Consider the following 21,648-nt stretch of genomic DNA (forward strand, 5'->3'; position numbering starts at 1 on the left):
GGACCGTCGTGGCAGGCCGTTCAGAAGGGCGGCTTCAGGGGAGGAATGCATGTCTACCATCGAGAGCGCTGGAACACTTTCGGGTGCCGGCGCAGGTTTTCTGGATCGCGAGCGGACCATCGCGACCGCGGGGTTCAATCGCTGGCTGGTGCCACCGGCCGCCCTGTGCATCCATCTCTGCATCGGCATGGCCTACGGCTTCTCGGTGTTTTGGCTGCCGCTGTCGCGCGCGATCGGAGTGACCGCGCCGAAGGCGTGCGCAGAGATGTCGCTGTTTCAGGAGCTGTTCACGACCAGCTGCGACTGGAAGGTCGCCAGCATGGGATGGATGTACACGCTCTTTTTCGTGCTGCTCGGTATCGCGGCTGCGGTCTGGGGCGGCTGGCTGGAGCGCGTGGGCCCGCGCAAGGCCGGCTTCGTCTCGGCGCTGTGCTGGTGCGGCGGCCTCTTCCTCGGTGCGATCGGGGTTTACACCCATCAGCTCTGGTTGTTGTGGCTGGGTTCGGGCGTGATCGGCGGCATCGGTCTCGGCCTTGGCTATATCTCGCCGGTGTCGACGCTGGTGAAGTGGTTCCCGGACCGCCGCGGCATGGCGACCGGCATGGCCATCATGGGTTTTGGCGGCGGCGCCATGATCGGCGCGCCGCTGGCTAACCTGTTGATGAACTACTTCAAGACCCCGACCTCGGTCGGCGTCTGGGAGACCTTCGTCACGATGGGCATCATCTACTTCGTGTTCATGATGATCGGCGCGTTCCGCTATCGTTTGCCGCCGCCCGGCTGGCAGCCCGAGGGCTGGACCGCGCCGTCGAAGGCCAACGCGATGATCTCGAAGGCCAACGTCCATCTCAATGATGCGCACAAGACGCCGCAGTTCTGGCTGATCTGGTGGGTGCTGTGCCTGAACGTGTCGGCCGGCATCGGCGTGATCGGCATGGCCTCACCGATGCTCCAGGAGATCTTCGCCGGCAAATTGATCGGCCTGCCTAGCGTCGGCTTCAATGCGCTTGATGCGGGACAGAAGGCGCAGATTGCCGCGATCGCCGCGGGCTTCGCCGGATTGCTGTCGCTGTTCAACATCGGCGGCCGCTTCTTCTGGGCATCGCTGTCGGACAAGATCGGGCGCAAGAATACTTACTATACGTTCTTCATCCTCGGCATCGTGCTCTACGCGCTGGCGCCGACTTTTGCGGCGATGGGTTCGAAGCTGCTGTTCGTGCTTGGCTTCGGCATCATCCTGTCGATGTATGGCGGCGGCTTCGCCACCGTGCCGGCCTACCTCGCCGACATGTTCGGAACCCAGTTCGTCGGCGCCATCCATGGCCGGCTGCTGACGGCGTGGTCCACCGCGGGCATTATCGGCCCCGTCGTCGTCAACTACATCCGCGAGTTCCAACTCGCGGCAGGCGTGCCGCGCGACCAGCTCTACAACACCACCATGTACATCCTGTGCGCCATGCTGATCGCGGGCCTGATTTGCAACTACCTAATCAAGCCGGTCGATTCGAAATGGCACATGAAGGAGGCTGATGTCGCCAAGTTGCAGGCGGCAAGCGCCAACGCCGCCGCCGCGGGGCCGCACGGCTCCTACGGCATCGGATTTGGCGGGCTTGACGCCAAGGCGGCGCTGTTCTGGGCCTTCGTCGGCGTCCCCCTGCTTTGGGGTGTCTGGAAGACGTTGGAGAGCGCGGTCAAAATCTTCTGATCCGCCGTTGAAACAGAAGCGGGATGCTCATCAGGCGTTCCGCTTCGTTGGCCTTCAGACATCATCAAGAATGGGACTTAGGGGGATTGAAATGATTCGCACCCGAACTTGCCTTCGAATTGGCCTTGCGGCCGTGTTGCTCGTCGCTGGCCTTCATGCCGCATCCGCGCAGACGACAACGACACCGGCGGCGCCTGCTGCAACGACCGAAGCCAAGCCTGGCAAGATGAAACTCACCATGCAAAAGCTGAAAGACATGAAGGCGAAATGGGCTGCCAACAAGCCGAAGCTGAAAGCCTGCCGCGCCGACGTGAAGGCCAAGGGCCTCGCCGGCGATGACCGCTGGTTCTACATCGAAGAGTGCATGAGCAAGACCTGAGATCGGGTTCCGTCTGGCGCACGCGTAAAGGGGCATGGCGGGCGACCGCCTGCCTCCTAAATCATTCTAGAGACGCTCTAAATTGTCTTGCATCTGGCATACCAGAGACTAGAGTTGCTTCGAATTTGGCTTGGTCGGCGGGACCCAGAACCGGTGTTCCGCTGATCGAATCGGGAAACGAAGGCTGATCGCTTTGGCGATCCGGCCTAGACTGATCACGCATTTAAAGAGAACGCGACGTCTCCATGAGCAGCAACGAAGACGTTCACAAGGTTCGCGAGTTCGAACATCCCGGCCAGGGACGGAAGCGCGCCAAGTCCACGCCCAAGGGGAGGCAGGTCGATCCTGCTGCAGCGCACGAGATCGAGGAGCTGCTCGGCGACCGGCCGCGGCGGCGCGACCTGTTGATCGAATATCTGCATCTGATCCAGGACAAGTATCGCCAGATCTCGGCCGCGCACCTCGCCGCGCTCGCCGACGAGATGAAGCTCGCGTTCGCCGAGGTGTTCGAGACCGCAACCTTCTATGCGCATTTCGACGTGGTGAAGGAAGGCGAGCCCGATATCGCGCCGCTGACGATCCGCGTCTGCGATTCGCTGACCTGCGCGATGCTCGGCGGGGAGAAGCTGCTCGCCGATTTGCAGGACGCGTCCGGTCCCGGCATCCGCGTGGTGCGTGCGCCCTGCGTCGGTCGCTGCGACACGGCGCCGGCCGCGGAAGTCGGACACAACTTTGTTGAGCATGCGACGGTCGCCAGTGTCACGGCGGCGGCGAAGGCTGGCGACACCCACGCGCATCTGCCCGAATATGTCGGCTATGCCGCCTATGTCGCCGGCGGCGGCTACAAGCTGCTCAATCGCCTGCGCTCGGGCGAGCTAGCGACGGACGACCTGCTGAAGGCACTCGATGACGCCTCGTTGCGCGGTCTCGGCGGCGCTGGATTCCCCACGGGCCGCAAATGGCGTGCGGTGCTTGGTGAACCCGGCCCGCGGCTGATGGCGATCAACGGCGATGAGGGCGAGCCCGGCACGTTCAAGGATCGCGTCTATCTCGAGAGCGATCCGCACCGCTTCCTCGAGGGCATGCTGATCGGCGCGCATGTGGTGCAGGCCTCGGATATCTACATTTACCTCCGCGACGAATATCCAGCCTCGCGCGAAATCCTCGAACGCGAGATCGCAAAGCTGCCGCCGGGCGGTCCGACGCTGCACATGCGCCGCGGCGCGGGCGCCTATATCTGCGGCGAGGAATCCTCGCTGCTCGAAAGCATCGAGGGCAAGCGCGGCCTGCCCAGGCACAAGCCGCCTTATCCATTCCAGGTCGGCCTGTTCGGGCTGCCGACGTTGATCAACAACATCGAGACCTTGTGGTGGGTGCGTGACATCGTCGAGAAGGGTGCCGACTGGTGGAAGGGCCACGGTCGCCATGAGCGTCACGGCCTGCGCAGCTTCTCGGTCTCGGGCCGCGTCAAGAATCCCGGCATGAAGCTCGCGCCTGCTGGCATCACCGTGCGCGAGCTGATCGAGGAATATTGCGGCGGCATGGCCGACGGCCATCAGTTCTATGCGTACCTGCCGGGTGGTGCGTCCGGCGGCATCCTGCCGGCGGCGATGGACGACATCCCGCTCGATTTCGGCACGCTGGAAAAATACGGCTGCTTCATCGGCTCTGCCGCGATCGTGATCCTGTCGCAGAAGGACAGCGTGCGCGCGGCCGCGTTGAACCTGATGAAGTTCTTCGAGGACGAGAGCTGCGGCCAGTGCACGCCGTGTCGCGTCGGAACCCAGAAGGCCGCACTGCTGATGCAGCAACCGGTCTGGAACCGCGCTCTCCTGGACGAATTGAGCCAGGCGATGCGCGATGCCTCGATCTGCGGGCTTGGACAGGCGGCATCGAATCCGCTGTCCACTGTGATCAAATATTTCCCTGACGAGTTCAAGGAAGCGGCCGAATGACGAAGATTACGTTCGAGCTCGACGGCAAGCAGGTCGAGGCCAATGCAGGCGAGACGATCTGGCAAGTTGCAAAACGTCAGGGCCGCGAGATTCCGCATCTGTGCTATTCGCCCGCGCCCGACTATCGCCCCGACGGCAATTGCCGCGCCTGCATGGTCGAGATCGAGGGCGAGCGTGTGCTCGCGGCGTCCTGCAAGCGCACGCCATCGGTCGGCATGAAGGTGAAGACCGAGAGCGCGCGCGCTGTTTCCGCGCAAAAAATGGTCATGGAGCTGCTGGTCGCCGATCAGCCGGCGCGCGAGACCTCGCACGATCCGGAGTCCAAATTCTGGCACTGGGCCGAAACCACAGGGGTCACCGAGAGCCGCTTCCCCGCCGCAGAGCGTTGGGCGACCGACGCCAGCCATCCGGCGATGCGCGTCAATCTCGACGCCTGCATCCAGTGCGGCCTGTGCGTGCGCGCCTGCCGCGAGGTCCAGGTCAACGACGTCATCGGCATGGCCTATCGCAGTCATGGTTCGAAAATCGTGTTCGATTTCGACGATCCCATGGGCGAGTCCACCTGCGTCGCCTGCGGCGAATGCGTGCAAGCCTGTCCGACCGGAGCGCTGATGCCGGCCGTGATGCTCGACGAGGCGCAGACCCGTGTCGTCTATGCCGACAAGAAGGTGGATTCGCTCTGCCCGTTCTGCGGCGTCGGCTGCCAGGTGACCTATGAGGTCAAGGACGAGAAGGTGATCTATGCCGAGGGCCGCGATGGCCCGGCCAATCACAACCGCCTTTGCGTCAAGGGCCGCTTCGGCTTCGACTACATCCACCATCCGCATCGACTGACCAAGCCGCTGGTGCGGCTGCCGAACGCGAAGAAGGATTCCAACGACCAGGTCGATCCGGCCAATCCCTTCACGCATTTCCGCGAAGCGAGCTGGGAAGAAGCGCTCGACATCGCGGCCAAGGGCCTCGTCAAGATCCGCGACGAGAAGGGCGTGAAGGCGCTTGCCGGCTTCGGCTCGGCGAAGGGCTCGAACGAGGAGGCCTATCTGTTCCAGAAGCTGGTGCGCACCGGCTTCGGCTCCAACAACGTCGACCATTGCACCCGTCTGTGCCACGCCTCGTCGGTCGCGGCGCTGTTCGAAGGCCTGAGCTCTGGTGCCGTGTCGGCGCCGTTCTCGGCTGCGATGGACGCCGAGGTCATTATCGTGATCGGCGCCAACCCGACCGTCAATCATCCGGTCGCCGCGACCTTCATCAAGAATGCGGTCAAGCAGAACGGCGCCAAGCTGTTCGTCATGGACCCACGCCGGCAGACGCTGTCGCGCCATGCGACCAATCATCTGCAGTTCAAGCCGGGCTCCGACGTCGCCATGCTGAACGCGATGATCCACACGATCATCACCGAAGGGCTGACCGACGATCAGTACATCGCCGGCTACACCGAGGGGTTCGAGGACCTCAAGGAGAAGATCAAGGAGTTCACCCCGGAGAAGATGGAGCCGATCTGCGGCGTCCCGGCGCAGACCCTGCGTGAGGTCGCGCGAACCTATGCGCGGGCGAAGTCGTCGATCATCTTCTGGGGCATGGGCATCAGCCAGCACGTCCACGGCACCGACAATGCGCGCTGCCTGATTGCGCTGGCGCTGATCACCGGCCAGGTCGGCCGCCCCGGCACCGGCCTGCATCCGCTGCGTGGCCAGAACAACGTGCAGGGCGCTTCCGATGCCGGCCTGATCCCGATGTTCCTGCCGGACTATCAGCCGGTCGGCCGCGACGACATGCGCGGTGCCTTCGAGAAGCTGTGGGGCCAGGATCTCGATCCCGTGCGCGGCCTGACTGTGGTCGAGATCATGAACGCGATCCACGCCGGCGAGATCACGGGCATGTATATCGAGGGCGAGAACCCCGCCATGTCCGACCCCGATCTCCAGCATGCGCGCCAGGCGCTCGCCATGCTCGATCATCTCGTGGTGCAGGATCTCTTCGTCACCGAGACCGCATTCCACGCCGACGTTATCCTGCCGGCCTCGGCGTTTGCCGAAAAGGAAGGCTCCTTCACCAACACCGACCGCCGCGTACAGCTCGCGCGCCAGGTGATCAAGCCGCCCGGCGATGCGCGGCAGGATCTCTGGATCATCCAGGAGATCGGCAAGCGCATGGGCTTGCCGTGGAATTATGCCGGTCCCGGCGATGTCTTCACCGAGATGGCAGAGCTGATGCCGTCGTTGAAGAACATCACCTGGGAGCGGCTGGTCCGCGAGGGCGCCGTCACCTATCCCGTCGATGGTCCCGACATGCCCGGCAACGAGATCATCTTCACCACGGGCTTCCCGACCGCGAGCGGCCGCGGCAAGATCGTGCCGGCTCACGTCATCCCGCCGGACGAGATTCCCGACGCCGAATATCCGATGGTGCTCTCGACCGGCCGCGTGCTGGAGCACTGGCACACCGGCTCCATGACCCGCCGCGCGCAGGTGCTCGACCAGATCGAGCCCGAGGCGGTCGCCTTCATGTCGCCAAAGGACATGCACAGGAAAAAGCTTGCGCCGGGCGATTTCATCCGGCTCGAGACCCGCCGCGGCGCGGTCGAGGTCAAGGTCCGCTCCGACCGCGACGTTCCCGAGAATATGGTCTTCATGCCGTTCTGCTACGCAGAGGCGGCGGCGAATTTGTTGACCAATCCGGCGCTCGATCCGTTCGGCAAGATCCCGGAGTTCAAGTTCTGCGCGGCCAGGGCCGAGCGCGCCGAAATGCGCGACGCGGCGGAGTAGGACAGCGGCGGTCGTTAGGCGGCGCGGGGATCATCCAACACCCCGGCGTCGTCCTGGCGCACTAAGAGTCTTCCCAAAACGCCTCCCTGAGGTAATGGGTCCTGGCTTTCGCCAGGACGACTCGAGGAAGGACTGCGCCGTACCTGTCCCTTCGCTCCTCGCAGCGGCGGTGGTAAACATCGTCCATGTCCAAAGCCACCCCAGCCACACGCGCGCTCACAGCCGCCAACGTTGCCTTCACCGTCCACGCTTACGACTACGATCCCGATGCCGAGAGCATCGGCCTCCAGGCGGCTGCTGCGCTTGGCGAAGACCCCGCCCGCGTGTTGAAGACGCTGATGGCGCTGATCGACGGCAAGCCGGTCTGCGTGATCGTCCCATCCGACCAGGAAGTCTCGATGAAGAAGCTCGCCGCCGCTTTCAGCGGCAAGTCGGCGCAGATGATGAAGCCGCCGGAGGCTGAGCGCCTCACCGGCTACAAGGTTGGCGGCATCAGCCCGTTCGGGCAGCGGAAGCCCGTGCGCACCTTGATCGAGCAGAGCGCGCTCGCACATGACTATGTGTACGTCAATGGCGGTCAGCGCGGACTGCAGGTGCGGCTCAGTCCAGGCGATGTGCGGGACGTGTTGAAGGCGATTGCCGCAGAACTGGTCGCCTGAGCGCCGCGCTCTGCTACTGCTTTTGCAACAGCTTCAGCCGACAGCGCAGCGCTTCGCGGATGTGTGCGCGCGCGAGCTGCTCCGCTTTACCGCCGTCGCGAGCCGCGATGGCGTCGATGATGGCCCGGTGCTCGCCGTGGCTGGCCGAGGGGCGGCCCGATACGGTGAACGTGGTCGGACCGAGCAGGGCGATCCAGTCCTGCAATTCGCCTGATGCGTTGTCGAGATAGCGGTTGCGCGCAGAGCGGCAGATCGCCTCATGAAACGCGCGATTCAGCCTCGCCATCTCGGCCGCGTCGGTCGCGGATGCTTCGACAAAGGCCTGCTCGATATCCCTCAGTGCATCGATTTCGAGCGTCGAGGCGTGCTCGGCCGCAAGTCGGGCAGCGGCACCCTCCATGATCTCGCGCATGGCGTAGAGTTCGAGCACCTCAGAGATGTCGAGGTTGCGTACGATCAGGCCGCGGCCGCCGGCAGGTTCGACGAACCCGCGTGCGGCAAGCCGCCCGAGAGCTTCCCGCACCGGGGTGCGGCTGACCTTCAGCCGCTGGGCGACCTCTTCCTCGCGCAGGCGGTCGCCCGCACGGTAGCTGCCGGCCTGCAGCGCCTCGCAGAGCGAGCGGAACACGGCTTCGCCGAGCGCCACGCCGCCGCCGCGCGCGATCGAGCCGCCTGCCTTTGTCGGGCGTCTTGCCATGCGTCCCCGTGGGCTCGCGCATCCTGCCCATGCAGCGATGGCGCTTGCTGGATTTCTGTATATCTTTGTATACAAAGGTGCGCAATGGCAAGCCGGATTGACCGGGCCGCCGGCGGGGCAGAATGTCTCCAACTTCGTCGCATCGGGCAGACGGCATGATCAGCAAATACGATGTGCTGGTGATCGGCGGCGGCAATGCAGCGCTGTGTGCGGCGATCAGCGCGCGACGCAGTGGGGCATCGGTGCTGGTGCTCGAAGGCGCGCCAAAATTCTATCGCGGCGGCAACACGCGCCACACCCGCAACATGCGTTGCGCCCATGACGAGGCAACCGAAATCCTCACCGGCCCCTACACCGAGGAGGAGTTTTGGGAGGATCTCCTGCGCGTCACCGGCGGGCAGACCGACGAGGTGCTCGCCCGTCACATGATCCGCGAATCCAAGGACATCTTGAGCTGGATCGTGGAGCAGGGCGTGCGCTGGCAGCCCTCGCTCGGCGGCACGCTGAGCCTCGGCCGCACCAACTCCTTTTTTCTCGGCGGCGGTCGCGCGATGCTGAACGCACTTTATCTCACCGCCGAGAAGCTCGGCGTCAAAGTCGAATACGACGCCGAGGTCACCGACCTCGTGATCGAGGACGGCATGTTTCTCGCCGCTCGCCTCAAGCGGCCGATCAAGGGTGACACCGAGATACGCGCGACGTCGCTGGTCGCCGCCGCCGGCGGGTTCGAGGCCAACATCGAATGGCTGAAGCAATATTGGGGCGACGCCGCCGACAATTTCCTGATCCGCGGCACGCCCTATAACCGCGGCTCGATCCTGAAGGTGCTGCTCGCCAAGGGCGTGCAGGAGGTCGGCGATCCCACCCAATGCCATGCGGTCGCGATCGACGCCCGCGCGCCGAAATTCGACGGTGGCATCATCACAAGGCACGATTCGGTCGTGTTCGGCATCGTCGTCAACAAGCACGCGCAGCGCTTTTACGACGAGGGCGAGGACATTTGGCCGAAGCGCTACGCGATCTGGGGTCGGCTGGTGGCCGCGCAGCCCGACCAGATCGCCTACATCATCTTCGACTCGACCGTTGTCACCAGCTTCATGCCGACGCTGTTTCCTCCGATCGCCGGGCAGACCGTGGCTGAGCTCGCCGGCAAGCTCGAGCTCGATCCGGCCACACTGAAAAAGACCATCACCGAATTCAACGCCGCGGTGCAGCCCGGCACCTTCGACCACACCATTCTGGACGATTGCCGCACCGAAGGCATCACGCCGCAGAAGACGCATTGGGCGCGGCGGATCGAGACGCCGCCCTATCTTGCCTATCCGGTGCGGCCCGGCATCACCTTCACCTATCTCGGCACGCGCGTGACCAGGGAAGCGCGGATGCTGATGGCCGACGGCAAGCCGTCGGCGAACATGTTCGCGGCCGGCGAGATCATGGCCGGCAACGTGCTCGGCAAGGGCTATGCCGCCGGCATGGGCATGACCATCGGCAGCGTGTTCGGACGGATTGCAGGGCGGGAAGCGGCGCGCCACGCCAAGAACTAGGGCGAAGAAAAGGCAGAGGGAGAAACCATGTCACGCATTGCCACTGCCGCGATTGCGGCGCTGCTGATCATCGGCCACGCCCACGCGGCTGAGCCGATCACGCTGCGAGACATGGGTTCATTCCATGTCGGGGGGCGTCTTGTCGAAATCTCGGGCAAGGCGGTGAGGGAGGTCGTGTTCGCGCCCGGCGGCGTGCCGGCCAAGGTCGATCCCAACGGCACGTATCAGGTCGAGCAGATGTACGTGCAGTATTTCCTGCCCGCCAACGAGAAGGGTGCCTATCCCTTGCTGATGTGGCACGGCGGGGGATTGACCGGCGTCACCTACGAGACCACGCCGGACGGACGCGAAGGCTGGCTGAATTATTTTCTGCGCAAGGGGTGGGCGGTCTATAATTCCGACGCGGTAGAGCGCGGACGCGCGGGCTGGGCGCAATACCCCGATATCTTCAAAGGCGAGCCGGTCTTCCTGACCACGGCCAATCCGTTCGAGCGTTTCCGCATCGGCGATGGACCGAACTCATACGATCCCGATCCCGCCAAGCGAAAATTGTTGCCGGGCAACCAGTTCCCCGTCGAGGGTTACGAGAATTTCGTCAAGCAGAACGTACCGCGCTGGACCACGACCGACGATGCGACCATCGCCGCCTATATCGCCGAGATCGATCGCGTCGGCCCCTCGGTGCTTCTGTTCCACAGCCAAGCCGGCACCTTCGGCTTCAAGGTCGCGCAAGCCCGTCCCGACAAGGTCAAGGCGCTGATTGCGATCGAGCCGGCCGGCATCGGCGATCCCGCCAAGGCGGATGTGCTGAAGAACATCCCGACCCTCATCATCTACGGCGACTATATCGAGCGCGATTCGCGCTGGCCCAAGATCCGCGCCAATGGCATCGCCTTTGCGGACGCCATCAAGGCAGCCGGGGGCAGTGTCGACATCGTCGATCTCCCACAGGCCGGCATCAAAGGCAATTCGCATATGGTGATGATGGACAAGAACAACCTCGAGGTCGCGGCCCTGATTCAGAAATGGCTCGAGGGCAAAGGTCTGACGAAGTAAAGCCATGCACGGAACCAGAATTTTGGACGAAGCCGACCGCTTGATGACGGTCTGCAATTCCTGCCGTTACTGCGAGGGTCTTTGCGCGGTGTTTCCCGCCATGGAGATGCGGCGCGCCTTCTCTGATGGCGACCTCAATTATCTCGCCAATCTCTGCCATGGCTGCGGCGCCTGCTACGTCGACTGCCAGTTCTCGCCGCCGCACGAATTCAACGTCAACGTCCCGCAGACGCTGGCGATCGCGCGCGCAGAATCCTACGCGGCCTATGCCTGGCCGCACGCGCTGTCCGGTGCCTTCGCGCGTAACGGTCTCGTCATCAGCATCGTCGCCGCGCTCAGCATGGCCGCCTTCATCCTCGGCTTCGCTGCCCTGAACGACCGCAGCGTGCTGTTTGGCGTGCACACCGGCCCCGGCGCGTTCTACAAGTTGATGCCGCACAACGCGATGGCGGCGTTGTTCAGCGCTGCCTTCCTTTATGCGATCTTCGCGCTGGTGATGAGCGTGCGTGCCTTCTGGCGAGATATCGGTCCGCCGATCGGCGGCCGTGCGGACGGTCGCTCGATCTTTCAGGCGATACGCGACGCTGGTGAGCTGCGCTATCTCCACGGTGGCGGCGTCGGCTGCTACAATGAGGATGACAAGCCGACCGACCGGCGCAAGCTTTTCCATCACCTTACATTCTACGGCTTCCTGCTCTGCTTCGCCGCGACGTCGGTCGCAACGCTGTATCACTATCTGCTCGGCCGCGAGGCGCCGTATCCGTGGTGGGATCTGCCGGTGGTGCTCGGCACGCTCGGTGGCATCGGCCTGATCATCGGGCCGATCGGCCTGTTCGTCGCCAAGATGCGGCGCGATCCGGCGCTGCTCGACGAGCAGCGCTACGGCATGGATGTCGGCTTTATCGCCATGCTGTTCCTGACCGGGTTCACCGGCATGCTGCTTCTGCTCTTGCGGGACACCGCCGCCATGGGCCCGCTGCTGTCGCTGCATTTGGGCGCAGTTTTCGCGCTTTTCATCACCATGCCCTACGGCAAGTTCGTGCACGGCATCTATCGCTTCGCAGCACTGGTGCGTTACGCGCAGGAGCGGCGCAGTGAAGCAGGCTCCTGAGATTCAGACGGTCGGAAGCGGCCGTCGCGCAGGAAAGCGATCGTCTGTTCTATCGCGGCGGCGTGACGCGGAAGTCCGGTATGGGACGCCTTCACGACGATATGGTCGGTCATGCCGGCAACCATCGTGCTTTGCACCGAGACCCGTCCGTCATTCGGCTTCGGCAGAACGAAAAGACCTGCGACGGGATCGATGAAGCGGTTTCCCGCGATCACGCCGACGGGATAGTCCACGGGGGGAAGGGCGTCGGGCCGGGGCGTAGACGTGGTGGTGAGCTCGAGTCCGGCTGGGCCGTAGAATGCGCTGTAGAGGCGATATCGGCTGAGGAGATCGGCGACCTCGCTGCCGCCGTTCGGCGTGCCCAGCATCACCACGCCGGCAAGCCGGTCCGGACGGTATTTTGCGATATAGGCGCGCGTCACCAGACCGCCCATCGAATGCGCGACGAAATGCAGCGGCGCGTCACGTTCGGCGAAGCGGGCAACCTCTGGATGGATATCGTCCGCGAACGCGGTGATCGGCTTGCGGCGGCTGGCATAGTCGATGTTGAGCGTTGCGAAGCCGCTTGCCCGGAGCGCCCGTTCAAGACTTTTCATGGATGCCGAGGTTCGCGCGATGCCGTGAAGCAGAACCACTCCTGGGCATCGCGCGTCGCCTGATTGAGGCGCCTCGTGCATCTCGCTTATGCCACCTCGCGCTCTGGTCCAGACGCCTGCTCGCGAGCCATTGTCGTTGCGGTGACGTAGTCGGTCTTGCCGGTGCCGAGCAGTGGCACCTTGTCCACCACCATGATCGCCGCGGGAACGGTCAACTCGGATGCACCGATGGCCTTGGCCTGGCCCTGCATTGCACTGCGCTCGGCACCCTTTTCCGTCGTCAGCAGCACGATACGCTCGCCCTTGCGCGGATCCGGGATCGAAACCGCGACCGATGCGGCCTGCGGCCACAGGGTCGTCGCGATGTTCTCGACCGCCGACAGCGAGACCATTTCGCCGGCGATCTTGGCAAAGCGCTTGGCGCGGCCCTTGATGGTGATGAAGCCGGCAGCGTCGATCGCCACGATGTCGCCGGTGTCGTGCCAGCCCTCGGCGAGCGGTTCGAGCACGCCGGGACTTTCGGCCCGCAAGTATCCGAGCATCACGTTCGGGCCGCGCACCGACAGGCGGCCGCCTTCCTCGATGCCGGGGACCGGGTCGAGGCGGCTTTCCATCAGCGGCGACAGGCGGCCGACCGTTCCGGGGCGATTGGCCATGGGCGTGTTCATCGCCAGCACCGGCGCGGTCTCGGTGACGCCATAGCCTTCGAGGATGCGGATGCCGTAGCGTTCCATGAACACCTGCCGGGTGCGATCCTTGACCGCCTCGGCGCCGGCGATCACCAGACGCAGGGTGCGGAAGTCATAGGCGTGCGCCGAGCGGGCGTAGCCGGTGAGGAACGTGTCGGTGCCGAACAGGATGGTGGCGCCGGTCTGGTAGATCAGCTCGGGCACGATCCGGTAGTGCAGCGGCGAGGGGTACATGTAGATCGGAATGCCCGCGAGCAGCGGCATCATCATTCCGCCGGTCAGCCCGAACGAGTGGAACACCGGCAGCACGTTGAACACCTTGTCGTTGGCATTGGCATCGACCCGCGCCAGCGCCTGTGCGGCGTTGGCAAGGATGTTGCGGTGGGAGAGCACAACGCCCTTGGGCGTGCCTTCCGAGCCCGACGTGAACAGCACGACGGCCGGATCGGTCGCCTGGCGGATGACGCGCGGCGCGGTGCCGGCGAGCAGACCCTTGATCTTGTCGGCCGTGCCGATCGAGGCGCGGACATCCTCGAGATAGACGACGCGAACTTCCGCGGAGATTGCCGCCATCAGCTTGTCGAGCTTGCCCTTCTCGATGAAGGCCTTGGACGTCAGCACGGTCTTGACCTGTGCGGCTTTCATGGCGGCAAGCACGTTGACCGGGCCGGCCGAGAAGTTGAGCATCGCGGGCACCCGGCCGATATTTTGCAGCGCCATGAAAACGACGGCGACGCCTGCGGAGTTCGGCAGCAGCACGCCGACATTCTCACCAATGACGGTGCCGTTCTCCAGCTTCCGGCTCAAGACCTGCGCGCCCAGGATCAGCTTGCGATAGGTCAGCTTGGTGCCGAGCGCGTCCTCGATGATGACCTTGCCGGTGTCGCGATCGCGGTAAGCGTGTCCGAGCGCCTCGAACAGGGTGTGATCGAGCATGGCGTTTTTCACCATGGCGTCGATCATCACGTCCTGAAGTGCTGCGCCCGCGGCGTTGCGGCGCGTCTTGCCCTTGAGCGATGGATCGACCGGAAGCTTGACCGGCGGCAGGATGGTGACGGTCACCCGCGGAAACCACGAGCGCTTGATCTGGCTGCCGTTGAGATAGCTGAGATGCGAGCGCTGGGCGCCTTCGATGCGGACCGGGACGACGACTGCGTCGGCCTTGTCCGCAATCATCGCGGTGCCGTCATAGACCTTCATGAGCGAGCCGGAGACGGTAATGCGTCCCTCCGGAAAGATCACCACCGGCTCTCCGGCGGCGACGAGCTTGATGAGGTCGCGCGCGGCCAGCGGCTTGCTGGGGTCCATGGTGTAGTGCTTGACTACCCGCAGGAACGGCTTGGCCCACCAGGCCTTGGCGATGCCGGTATCGACCGCGAAGCTCGCGTCGATCGGCAGCACGGCGTGCAGCAGCGGCCCGTCGATCAGGCTGACATGGTTGGGCGCGATCAGCATGCGCGTGCCAGCAGGCGGCAGGTTCTCCAGCCCGCGGACCTCGGTGCGGAACAGCGCGCGGAACAGCAGCCCGCCGAAGTCACGCACGCCTTCCTTGCCCCACTTCGTCAGCACGAACCAGACCGCGCCGAAGCTGGCGACGCCGAGGCCGAAGAAGATCCAGCCGATGTGCAATCCGCCGGCCTGCAGCAGCGCGACGAACAGCGAGCCGGCCACCATGAAGGCGGCCTGTAGCACGTTGCCGCCGGCGATGATGCGGGCGCGCTCGGAGGGGGCGGACCAGGCCTGGACGGCGGCGAAGGACGGAACGACGAACAGGCCGCCGCCGAATGCGAAAGCGACGAAGTCGAGGAGCATGCGCAGGCCCGCGAACGAGGTCGCGAAGTCGGCGGCGGTGATGTCTTGGCCCTTGGCGGTCACGCCGATCGCCCAAGCGAGGTCGATGCCGGCAAACCCCATCATGATGGCGCCGATCGGCACCAGCGCGAGGTTCGGGCGAACGTGGCTCAGATTCGCGGCGAACAGCGAGCCGATGGCGATGCCGATTGCGAAGATTGCGAGACACAACGTCACCACGCCCTCGGTGCCGCCGATGACCTCCTTGACCAGTGCCGGCAGCAGTGAGAGCACGATGGCGCCCACCAGCCAGAACCAGGAGACGATCACGGTGCCGTCCCACAGCCGGTGATCGGCGTGCAGCGTCTTTAGCAGGCCGAGCGTCGAGGTCCACGGATTGCCGTTGACCGGCAGATCGGGTGCAGACGGCGTCGTCGCGGGAATGCGGGAGGCGAAGGCCCAGGACAGCAGGGCCAGCACGACCACGGCCGATGCGACCCAGCCCATATGCGCGGAGCCGGCCACGAACTGGCCGCCGGCAACGGTGCCGAGCAGGATGGCCATGAAGGTCGCGCCTTCGACCAGCGCGTTGCCGGTCGCGAGCTCGCCGAGCTCGAGCTGGTCCGGCAGCATCGCGTATTTCACGGGACCGAACAGCGCAGCGATGACGCCGAACAGTGCGAGTGCTGCGAACAGCAGCGGCACCGAGTGCAGGAAGAAGCCGGCCGCGGCAAAGCCAGCGGCAAAGATCTCGGCGAATTTGAGTCGCCTTGCGACGACGGATTTGACGTATTTGTCGGCGAGCTGGCCGCCGAGCCCGGACAGAATGAAATAGGGGAAGATGAAGACGGCGCCTGCGACCGTCACCAGTGCACCGCCGTGGCCGGTCGCGGCACTGTAAAGCAGGATGATGACGAGTGCGTTCTTGAGCACGTTGTCGTTCAGCGCCGAGAAGAATTGCGCCCAGAACAGCGGCGCGAAGCGGCGTGACGACATCAAATCCCTGATCATGACTAGTCCTGTTTTGGAAAGGCTGCCTGAAGTTTCATTGTCGGATGGACTTTGGGTCCAGAGGATATGCGACGGGCTATTGTGGGTTGACGACAGTCGCCCCGGCCTGCTCTGCGCGCTTACCTTCCGATCCTGTTGGTCTCCGCGTGGCGTGGTTTGGTTCGCAATGGTTCGGTTGCGGCCTTATCCAGACAGGCTGCGCCTGCCAGGATATTGCTCAGGGCGCTGAGGGAAACCTGACCGCATCGTCGAAGGCCGCGGCATCGGCTCGAATGTCGGGACATGGTAAGTCTTTCCTTGCGGTTTGATATTGCATTCGGGGCGACCCGAACGTGCCGGCTGCGCTCGCCTCAGGTGAGGTGGGCGAGGCGGCGAAAGGGCGAGAGGCGGCCGAGCAGGCTAATGCGGCGGCCCTCATGACGGGCACGGCCACGGTTGGCCCGCCACATCCGGAAGGTCGCGCGGCGCTCAGTCAGGACACCGGCGATGTCGCAGGCATTTGCGATACGATCGATCGGCCCCGTCGCGAACCGCAGGAGGGCGCGGCCAAATCCGGTCACGAGAGCTGTGGCGTCATCGACGAAGGTGGAAGCGATATCAACAGCGAGGGTTTGCATTTTGCAGGTCTCCGGGTTAACTTGAACATTGTTCAAATGAGTATCCTGAAAATGAACAATGTTCAAGATGAATCGTTGCGAGATCGAAAAAGGTCTCGCCGGCGGCAGCAGATCGTGGAGATCGCTCGCGGCATTATTGCAGCTAAGGGATTGAAATCGTTGAAAGTCCGGGAAGTCGCGGACACCGCCAGCTGCTCGGTTGGCAGCGTCTATAACGAGTTCGGCGACTTCGACGGGGTGATCCTGACCGTGAATCGGGAGACCGTTAAGGCGCTGACGTTGCGGTTGGGCCAGGTTCCGGCCGAGGATCCCGTTCGCCAGCTCCACGGGCTGGCCGCGACCTACCTCGAATTCTTCGCGACGAACGCCAATCTGCTGCGCTCGCTGTTCGAGCATCGGATGGAGGACGACCGCCCTTACCCCGATGACATCCTTCAGATGGTGATGGACGCCTTCGCGCTGATGCATGCGCCCCTGGTGCGGCTGCTTCCCAATGCAGACGACGTGCAGATCGCGCTGCTGTCACGCACCCTGTTTTCCGCCGTGCACGGGATCATCTCGCTCGGCCTCGAAGAGCGTATGGTGGCCGTACCGCCGCAAATGCTGCGCCAGCAGGTCGAACAATTTCTGGATGCGCATCTCGCGGGGCTCGGGATTCTGCCCATACGATAAAGTGCTGAGCGCTGCTATGCGCTGGCGGACTTGCGTTGCCGAGAGGTGACGACGATGACGTCCGTCGTCCCGTTGTCGACCTGAACACGGTTGCGTCCGTTCTCCTTGGCGCGATAGCAGGCGGCATCCGCGCGCCGCATCGCGTCCTCGAGCGTGGTGTTGCCGTCGCTGATGCAGGTAACGCCGATGCTGGCCGTCACTGCAAAGCAATGATCGTCCCAGGCGAAGACGGATAGCTCGAGCGCCCGGCGCAGCCGTTCGGCGATATCGACGGCGTCGTACGGCGTGCATTGCGGAAGGATTAGGCAGAATTCGTCACCGCCGAGCCGGGCCACCAGGTCATGCGGCCGCCGCTCCTGCTGCAGGAGGCGCGAAATCTGGCGGAGCAGGCGGTCGCCGGCGAGGTGACCGCAGCTGTCGTTGACGTCCTTGAACTGATCGAGATCGAGCAGGATCAGGCCCAGCGAACTCGCCGCGGTGCCGTCCAACTCGCTTTGCAGGCGGGCCTCGAACGCGCGGCGGTTGGACAAGCCGGTCAGCCAGTCGTGCGACGCCTGCCAGGCCAGGCGCTCCTTCTCGGCATGCAAGGCATCCTCGAACGCCTGTCGTTGCAGCACCAATCGCCGCGTGTGCCAGATCAGGAGCAGGATCAGCGTCATGGCTGTGACGATATTGACGCCAGTCAGCGTCATCTTGATAGCGCGCGAGCCTTCGCCGAGAACGGTGGAGAACCGCTTGGCGTGCACCGTGAACTGGGTGTTGAGCTCCGACAGCCGCGACGACAATAATTGCAGGCGCTTGCTGTCCTGGACGGGCCCGTTCTTCAGCTCTGACCGGATGACCTCGCCGAAAACGCTGAGCTCCAGCAGCATGGGGTCTGTGGCAGCCCACTCGCGGATCGCTTCCTTGAGAAAGCTGACCTGTTTGAAGTAGCGAAACAGCCAGATCAGTCCCGGCACGTCATCGGGATGGTTGCCGCCTTGCAGGAAGCCGATGCGGGCGGCCTCGACGTCGACCAGATCGCGCTCGAGCGCCCAGCGCGCGAACTCGTCGCCGATGGGAACGGCCAGCGAGGTCTGATATTGCGCAAACTGGCTGGCGTCGCCCGAATGCAGATAGAGATTGAGGAAATAGACGGCGTTCTTCTGCGAGCGGGACCATAGCGCTTCGCCCGCGACATAGGCGCGAACCGAGGACATCACCTCCAGGCTGAATCCGGCGATCGCCGCCTGCAGCAGGACGACCGTGACGAATGGCGAGACGAGCTTGATGACGTGAAGGAAGTTGCGTCCCTTCGTTGATGGCGCTGTTCTGCGAAACACTTTGCGTTCCCCAAGTCGCTCAACGACCCCAGCGGAGCGATCCGCTCATAACGCGGATTACGCGCCAAAGGTGCTTAACTCGACTTGAAAATGCCAGGAGACCGCGTCGCAAGGTGAAGGCGTTGTGAAGTGGATGCTTGCAGATCGTCGCAAATGCCGCCGAACCGGAACCGACGCGGCATCGCGAGCCGATGTCGCGCATTCGCCTCAAGTGGTTTACCTGATGGAGAGAGAATGCTGCCGCTAGACCAGCACCGGCTTGCGCACGCGGCCGGCGTCGCCGAAGACGCGCAAATAGCGCTCGATCTCCGAGGGCAGGCCGGTCGCCTTCTCGGGATTGTCGGAGAGCTTGACGGCCGGATGTCCGTCGACCGACGACACCTTGCAGACCAGCGAGATTGGATCGAGGTTGAACGAGCCGTCCGGCGTGCAGCCGACGAAATCATTGGTGAGATTGGTGCCCCAGCCGAAGGAGAGCCGCACCCGGCCGGTGAAGTGGTGGTAGGTCTCCTCGATCGAGCCCACGTCCATCGCGTCGGAGAACACCAGCAGCTTGTCCCTGGGATTGCGGCCCTTCTGCTCCCACCATTTGATGATCTCCTCACCGGCCTGGATCGGCGGCGCGCTGTCGGGACGGAAGCCGGTCCAGTCGGCGACCCATTCCGGCGCATCGCGCAGAAAAGCCTTGGTGCCGAAAGCGTCGGGCAGCGCGATCAGGAGGTTGCCGCCATAGGTCTGGCGCCACTGGTCGAGGATGCGATAGGGCGCCCAGCGCAACTCCTCGTCGTCCTTGGCCAGCGCCGCCGCGACCATCGGCAGTTCATGGGCGTTGGTGCCGATGGCTTCGAGATCATTGTCCATCGCGAGCAGCACGTTGGAAGTGCCGATGAAGGACGGGCCCAGGCCTTCCTTCACGGCCTCCACGCACCAGCGCTGCCAGAGGAAGCCATGGCGGCGACGGGTGCCGAAATCGGAGAGCCGCAAGCCATCGAGCTTGCGCAGGCGTTCCACCTTGGTCCACAGCTTGGCCTTGGCCCGGGCATAGAGCACGTCGAGCTCGAAGCGGCCGCGGCCCTTCATCGCTGCCCGCGAGCGCAATTCGTTGAGGATGGCGAGCGCAGGAATCTCCCACATCGTGGTATGGCTCCACGGCCCGTGGAAGTGCAGCTCGTACTGGCCTTCGACCTTGCGCAGCTCGTATTCGGGCAGCCGGAATTCGGCGAGCCAGCGGATGAAGTCCGCCGAGAACATGTGGGTCTTGCCGTAGAAAGTATTACCGGCAAGCCAGATCAGCTCTTTTTTGGAGAAGCGGATGGTGCGGGCGTGGTCGAGCTGGGCGCGCAGTTCGCCCTCGTCGATGATTTCGGCGAGCCGGACATGGCGCGATCGGTTGATGACCGAGAATGTCACCTGCTGATTCGGGTAGGATTCCCGAATCATTTGCAACATCAATAGCTTGTAGAAGTCGGTATCAAGCAGGCTGCGGATGATGGGATCCAGCCGCCAGCTGTGATTGTAGGTCCGGCTCGCAATGTCGGTCACTGTCATGGGTGGAATTCTAGCGTGGCTCCCCGTGCGCAACCAGTGGATTTGGCGAAGGGCAGGCCACCGCCGAGCATCCGGCTGCGCGAGGGCGGCCCGAAATCGCTCCGAGAGCCCGTTCGCGAACCGGTCTGCGGACGGTCCGGGTGGCTTACATGGCGTCGAACGCTCCCGTGAGCGTGACGCGGGGACCGTGCGTGTAGCGGTCGGGCGTCAGACCGGAGTTGGAGGAGCCTGCCTGGTTGAACACATTGATGAACGCATCGAGCCGATAGCCTGCGCCGAGTTTCAGGTTCTGGGTCATCCAATAGGAGACGCCAACCTGAATGTCGGCGCTGAGTACCCCGGCAAACAACCGATCGTTGCTCGTCGAGAGCGTATTCGCGACTGGAAAGAGGGGAGAAAGGACCGACGGCGTTACCGAGAACAGGGCCGACGAACTGGTCGCCGACTGCTGCCGGCCGAGTAGCAGGGCGGCGTCGCCGGCATAATCGAACGACCATTTGCCGCCAAATGGGACCGAGCCCTCGACACCGATGAGTGGTCCCGCGCCGAGGAAGTTCGCGCGCGTATCGCGCAACGTCGAGAGCGTTGTGGAAAAGCTGGTGATCGCCGGAAAGCCAGGCAACGCAACACCAGTGCTGGTCGCGGCCTGGACGTCCGAGCTTGAGCTCCGGGTGACGAATTCGGCAACGCGAAGGCCGCCCTTCAGCTGAAGCGTGCTCGGTCCGCTGCCGGCGATGTCGCGTCCCACCGCGAGATCGGCGAGCCAGCGGGTTTCCTTGTAAGTATTGGCGAAGATTTCCGTGCCTGTCTGGCTCGCAGCGCCAACGACGATTGTTTGCGTCAGTGAGTCCAGGCCGGTGCTCTTGCCTCCCTCGCCGTAGCGGAACTGGCCGCTGATGTGCCAGGGAGATCCGGCGAAGCGATAATCGAAGCCAGTAGCCGTTTCCCATCCGACCTTTGGCGTCAGGTCGAACTGTCCGGTGAGACCGTAAGTGTCTGATATCGGATCCCCGCCGCTGAAGATGGCGCCGCCTTCGATCCAGGCCCTGAACTGTCCCGGACCGGCAAGCAGTTGCGCCTTGACCGGTAGGTCTGCGGCATACGCCTGCAACGGATTTCTGGCCTGTTGCGAAACAGCAGTGACCGCCCGGAACGCGGAATTGTCCTGGTGTGATCGGGCCCCGGTCCTGGCAGGTTCGCTCGTTGCGCGTTCGCCTTGCGATTTCAGCCGCGCATTTTCTTCGCGCAACTGCTGGTTCGCGCGCAACGCGGCATTTTCCTTGCGGATTGCGGCGTTCTGCCTTTCCAGCACCTCGAGGCGCGCATTGACGTCTTCGATTTCTCCGGCGGTGGCGCTGGTGACCGTCCATGCCGCGGTCGTGCCGAGCATGAGCGCCGCAAGATTCTGCTTCATTATATTCACCTCGTCGCACCAGTTGCGCGACCGTGGCGCGGAATCACACAACGTGCATCAACCGTTCGGTTGAACTCGACCGGCTACCGCATTCGAAGAGTCGTTTCCGGACTT

General features: G+C 63.9%; 15 protein-coding genes. 9 read left to right on the forward strand and 6 right to left on the reverse strand.

What is annotated here, in order from left to right; all coding sequences use genetic code 11:
• The first annotated feature begins 49 nt into the window (after positions 1-49).
• The 5 genes from N551_RS0116420 (at position 50) to ybaK (ending at position 7,463) form a co-directional block, all read left to right on the forward strand.
• Positions 50-1,705, forward strand: coding sequence for an OFA family MFS transporter (locus N551_RS0116420; protein WP_027567851.1), 1,656 nt, complete (start codon positions 50-52; stop codon positions 1,703-1,705).
• 91 nt (positions 1,706-1,796) lie between these two features.
• A complete protein-coding gene (locus tag N551_RS0116425; protein ID WP_027567852.1) occupies positions 1,797-2,084 on the forward strand; it encodes a hypothetical protein in 288 nt (95 codons plus the stop codon).
• 245 nt (positions 2,085-2,329) lie between these two features.
• Positions 2,330-4,039: an NADH-ubiquinone oxidoreductase-F iron-sulfur binding region domain-containing protein gene (locus tag N551_RS0116430; RefSeq protein WP_027567853.1), complete on the forward strand. Its 1,710-nt coding sequence runs from the start codon at positions 2,330-2,332 to the stop codon at positions 4,037-4,039.
• A complete protein-coding gene (gene fdhF, locus N551_RS0116435; RefSeq protein WP_027567854.1) occupies positions 4,036-6,804 on the forward strand; it encodes a formate dehydrogenase subunit alpha in 2,769 nt (922 codons plus the stop codon). The genes N551_RS0116430 and fdhF overlap by 4 nt, the downstream gene beginning before the upstream one ends.
• A gap of 185 nt (positions 6,805-6,989) precedes the next feature.
• The gene (ybaK, locus tag N551_RS0116440) at positions 6,990-7,463 is read left to right on the forward strand and encodes a Cys-tRNA(Pro) deacylase (protein ID WP_027567855.1); all 474 of its coding nucleotides are present in this window, start codon (positions 6,990-6,992) and stop codon (positions 7,461-7,463) included.
• A 13-nt stretch (positions 7,464-7,476) separates the two neighbouring features.
• On the opposite strand, the gene N551_RS0116445 is transcribed toward ybaK, so the two are convergent.
• Positions 7,477-8,160: a GntR family transcriptional regulator gene (locus N551_RS0116445; protein WP_027567856.1), complete on the reverse strand. Its 684-nt coding sequence runs from the start codon at positions 8,158-8,160 to the stop codon at positions 7,477-7,479.
• A 155-nt stretch (positions 8,161-8,315) separates the two neighbouring features.
• Between N551_RS0116445 and tcuA the strand changes: the two genes are divergently transcribed.
• Genes tcuA through tcuB form a run of 3 tightly spaced genes read left to right on the forward strand, consistent with a single transcriptional unit; the run spans position 8,316 to position 11,874 of the window.
• On the forward strand, positions 8,316-9,707 hold the full coding sequence (tcuA, locus tag N551_RS0116450; RefSeq protein ID WP_027567857.1) for an FAD-dependent tricarballylate dehydrogenase TcuA: 1,392 nt from the start codon (positions 8,316-8,318) through the stop codon (positions 9,705-9,707).
• A 27-nt stretch (positions 9,708-9,734) separates the two neighbouring features.
• On the forward strand, positions 9,735-10,763 hold the full coding sequence (locus tag N551_RS0116455; RefSeq protein ID WP_027567858.1) for an esterase: 1,029 nt from the start codon (positions 9,735-9,737) through the stop codon (positions 10,761-10,763).
• Between the two features lie 4 nt (positions 10,764-10,767).
• Positions 10,768-11,874: a tricarballylate utilization 4Fe-4S protein TcuB gene (tcuB, locus tag N551_RS0116460; RefSeq protein WP_027567859.1), complete on the forward strand. Its 1,107-nt coding sequence runs from the start codon at positions 10,768-10,770 to the stop codon at positions 11,872-11,874.
• Here tcuB and N551_RS35560 read toward each other — a convergent pair.
• Positions 11,838-12,551 (reverse strand): triacylglycerol lipase, encoded by a 714-nt coding sequence (locus tag N551_RS35560; protein WP_051462753.1) that lies wholly within the window; start codon positions 12,549-12,551, stop codon positions 11,838-11,840. The two genes, tcuB and N551_RS35560, sit on opposite strands and share 37 nt — an antisense overlap.
• Before the next feature lie 5 nt (positions 12,552-12,556).
• On the reverse strand, positions 12,557-15,961 hold the full coding sequence (locus N551_RS0116470) for an acyl-[ACP]--phospholipid O-acyltransferase (protein WP_027567860.1): 3,405 nt from the start codon (positions 15,959-15,961) through the stop codon (positions 12,557-12,559).
• A 668-nt stretch (positions 15,962-16,629) separates the two neighbouring features.
• Here N551_RS0116470 and N551_RS37995 point away from each other — a divergent pair.
• A complete protein-coding gene (locus N551_RS37995) occupies positions 16,630-17,250 on the forward strand; it encodes a TetR/AcrR family transcriptional regulator (RefSeq protein WP_027567862.1) in 621 nt (206 codons plus the stop codon).
• Positions 17,251-17,264: 14 nt separating this feature from the next.
• Here the strand turns inward: N551_RS37995 and N551_RS0116485 are convergent, their stop codons facing one another.
• From N551_RS0116485 to N551_RS0116495, 3 genes are all read right to left on the reverse strand, one after another.
• A complete protein-coding gene (locus N551_RS0116485) occupies positions 17,265-18,572 on the reverse strand; it encodes a GGDEF domain-containing protein (RefSeq protein ID WP_027567863.1) in 1,308 nt (435 codons plus the stop codon).
• Positions 18,573-18,815: 243 nt separating this feature from the next.
• Complete coding sequence (gene pncB / locus N551_RS0116490) at positions 18,816-20,120, reverse strand: nicotinate phosphoribosyltransferase (protein ID WP_027567864.1); 1,305 nt, start codon at positions 20,118-20,120, stop codon at positions 18,816-18,818.
• A gap of 145 nt (positions 20,121-20,265) precedes the next feature.
• Complete coding sequence (locus tag N551_RS0116495; protein ID WP_035961454.1) at positions 20,266-21,534, reverse strand: bZIP transcription factor; 1,269 nt, start codon at positions 21,532-21,534, stop codon at positions 20,266-20,268.
• Between the last annotated feature and the right edge of the window lie 114 nt (positions 21,535-21,648).

The organism is Bradyrhizobium sp. URHA0013, assembly GCF_000518345.1.
GTDB lineage: Bacteria > Pseudomonadota > Alphaproteobacteria > Rhizobiales > Xanthobacteraceae > Bradyrhizobium.

Coding starts and splice junctions, on each gene's coding strand:
- N551_RS37995 (WP_027567862.1), top strand. CDS start 16,630: ATGAACAATGTTCAAGATGAATCGTTGCGAGATCGAAAAAGGTCTCGC.
- N551_RS0116455 (WP_027567858.1), top strand. CDS start 9,735: ATGTCACGCATTGCCACTGCCGCGATTGCGGCGCTGCTGATCATCGGC.
- pncB (WP_027567864.1), bottom strand. CDS start 20,120: ATGACAGTGACCGACATTGCGAGCCGGACCTACAATCACAGCTGGCGG.
- tcuB (WP_027567859.1), top strand. CDS start 10,768: ATGCACGGAACCAGAATTTTGGACGAAGCCGACCGCTTGATGACGGTC.
- N551_RS0116420 (WP_027567851.1), top strand. CDS start 50: ATGTCTACCATCGAGAGCGCTGGAACACTTTCGGGTGCCGGCGCAGGT.
- ybaK (WP_027567855.1), top strand. CDS start 6,990: ATGTCCAAAGCCACCCCAGCCACACGCGCGCTCACAGCCGCCAACGTT.
- N551_RS0116430 (WP_027567853.1), top strand. CDS start 2,330: ATGAGCAGCAACGAAGACGTTCACAAGGTTCGCGAGTTCGAACATCCC.
- N551_RS0116495 (WP_035961454.1), bottom strand. CDS start 21,534: ATGAAGCAGAATCTTGCGGCGCTCATGCTCGGCACGACCGCGGCATGG.
- fdhF (WP_027567854.1), top strand. CDS start 4,036: ATGACGAAGATTACGTTCGAGCTCGACGGCAAGCAGGTCGAGGCCAAT.
- N551_RS0116425 (WP_027567852.1), top strand. CDS start 1,797: ATGATTCGCACCCGAACTTGCCTTCGAATTGGCCTTGCGGCCGTGTTG.
- N551_RS0116445 (WP_027567856.1), bottom strand. CDS start 8,160: ATGGCAAGACGCCCGACAAAGGCAGGCGGCTCGATCGCGCGCGGCGGC.
- N551_RS0116470 (WP_027567860.1), bottom strand. CDS start 15,961: ATGATCAGGGATTTGATGTCGTCACGCCGCTTCGCGCCGCTGTTCTGG.
- tcuA (WP_027567857.1), top strand. CDS start 8,316: ATGATCAGCAAATACGATGTGCTGGTGATCGGCGGCGGCAATGCAGCG.
- N551_RS35560 (WP_051462753.1), bottom strand. CDS start 12,551: ATGCACGAGGCGCCTCAATCAGGCGACGCGCGATGCCCAGGAGTGGTT.